General features: G+C 60.4%; 1 protein-coding gene. It reads right to left on the bottom strand.

The window, feature by feature from the left end:
- Positions 1-43: 43 nt before the first annotated feature.
- Positions 44-2,227 carry a heavy metal translocating P-type ATPase gene (locus J7447_RS31135; protein ID WP_209171779.1) on the bottom strand — a complete coding sequence of 728 codons (2,184 nt, stop codon included), beginning with the start codon at positions 2,225-2,227 and terminating at the stop codon, positions 44-46.
- Positions 2,228-2,324: the final 97 nt, after the last annotated feature.

The raw sequence follows: 2,324 nt of genomic DNA, 5'->3' as shown, positions 1-2,324 counted from the left end.
AGTCGTCCAAAATGCAGCGCATCCAGCTCCAGCTCGCTCGAGTTCAGGTTTCCCCTTTCCATGCCAGAAGCCGCATAGCATTTGCGGTGACGAGTACTGTTGCGCCTGTGTCGGCAAGGATTGCTGGCCAAAGACCGGTTACACCTGCGACGGTCGTCACCAAAAACAACGCTTTCAGGCCCAGAGCCATCCCCACGTTCAGTTTAATGTTCCTCATCACCGCATGAGACAGGCTTATCATCTGGGCAACGTCCATCACCCGCCCATGCAATATGGCTGCGTCGGCAGTTTCAAGTGCCACATCCGTGCCGCCTCCCATGGCGATACCGATATCCGCGGCGGCCAGAGCCGGCGCGTCGTTGATGCCGTCTCCCACTTTGGCAACTTTCAGGCCGTCCGCGCGTAGTTCATCGACGATCCGTTGCTTGTCCTGCGGTAGAAGGTCCGCGCGCGGCTCGATGCCGAGAGCGTCTGCAATCGCCGTGGCCGTTCGGGTGTTATCACCCGTCAGCATCAGCGTGCGAATTCCCCGCGCCTTTAAGGAAGCGAGGCCGTCTATCGCATCTGTCCTTGGTTCGTCACGCATGGCGAAAAGAGCGGAAACCTTGTTGTCTACAAGCAGCACTGAAACAGTTTTGCCCTCGGCATTGAACGCATCGGCAACCGCAATCTGATTGTCAGTCATGCTGACCCGGTCGCGAGCAGCGGTCGCGGATCCAAGAAAAACCGACACACCGCCGACTCGACCTTCGACGCCCTTTCCGGGAACCGCGCGTGCTTGGGTTGCAGGCGGAATGGGTGCCTTCTCGGAGTCAGCCTTTTGCAGAATTGCGAGAGCAAGCGGATGGTTCGATCCTTGCTCCAACGCGGCTGCAAGGCTCAGCGACTGCTGATCGCTGCTCCCAAACGACCTGATGTCAGTAACCACAGGCCGGCCTTCTGTGAGGGTTCCGGTTTTGTCGAAAGCCACCGCCGTTATCGCTGAAAAACCCTCAAGCACGGCGCCGCCTTTCATCAGCAGGCCGCGCCGGGCCCCGCTCGCCAGACCGGCGGCAACCGCCGCAGGGGTGGAAATGACCAGGGCGCAAGGGCAGCCAATCAGGAGAATGGCGAGCCCCTTGTAGATCCAGTCGCTCCAGTCGGCGCCGGCCAAGACCGGCGGCACGGACGCAATCAACGCTCCCAGGACAAGAACTCCTGGCGTGTAGTAGCGCGAGAAACGCTCAATGAACCGCTCGGTCGGCGCCTTGCTTTCCTGCGCCTCCTCGACCAGCCGGACCACCCGGGCGATCGTATTGTCCTCGGCGGTGGCGGCGACCCTGACGCGCAACACTCCGTCAATGCTGATCGTGCCAGCAAAAACCGTGTCACCCTCCGCCTTGCGCCCGGGCACACTCTCGCCGGTAACCGGCGCCTCGTTTATCTCGGACGAACCCTCAAGGATTTTCCCGTCTGCGGGAATTCGATCGCCTGGCCTCACAACGATGACGTCGCCAACCGAAAGACTATCTGCGGGCACTTCCGAGATCGCATTGCCCTGTTCGAGTTGGGCAGTCTTCGGCACCAAATCGGCGAGGTCAGCGATACTCGCGCGCGCACGCCCGGCGGCAACGCCCTCCAGCATCTCACCGACCAGAAACAACAAGACGACAACGGCAGCTTCCTCGGTGGCCCCAATTAGCACCGCTCCAACCGCCGCGACAGTCATCAGCGTTTCGATTGAAAACGGGCTGCCCAAGGTCGCGGCCACATACGCACGGCGCGCCACCGGGACGAGGCCGACTAGCATGGCCAGCAGGAAAGCCCAGGGCCCCGCTGCCGGTATGAGTCGCCCGATAGAAAAAGCGGCGACAAGGAGAATGCCGCAGGCCATCGTCAGCAAGGCCTTGCGCGTCCGCCACCATGGCCGCTCTGTGTTGTGGCTCGCATGGTTCCGCGAAACGGCTTCTACCGTCGGCGCCTCGGGGTCTACGTCCCTTAAAGCCGGGGATTCGTCAAACGGCGTGATGCCGTAGCCGAGGCGTCTCACTCGTTGCATGACCTGATTGTCGGAAACCGTGCCGTCATGGCTGATCACCAAACTTGCTCCAGGCACGGACACGGCCACCTCCCCGATGCCGGGCAAGCGGCGTAAAGCGGTGTCGATCTTTGACGCACACGAGGCACAATCCATGCCCTCGACTCGGAAACGGGTTATCAGATTTGAACTGTCGGGGGTAATAGTCATTTTCGACCTCTTGCATTTTCGCTCTACAAGATAGTCTCTCTAGTAGCTAGAGCTTCAAGAGGTGTAGACGGACTTTTCTCAATCAGTCAGCTTTGTC

This window comes from Labrenzia sp. R5_0, from assembly GCF_017743835.1.
In the GTDB taxonomy this organism is placed as follows: domain Bacteria; phylum Pseudomonadota; class Alphaproteobacteria; order Rhizobiales; family Stappiaceae; genus Roseibium; species Roseibium algicola.
Note: the sequence above shows the minus strand (reverse complement) of the source record. Positions and strands in the feature narration are given on the sequence as shown.

Bases quoted from the DNA above. Each gene is read 5' to 3' on its own strand.
- J7447_RS31135 (WP_209171779.1), bottom strand. From the start codon at position 2,227: ATGACTATTACCCCCGACAGTTCAAATCTGATAACCCGTTTCCGAGTC.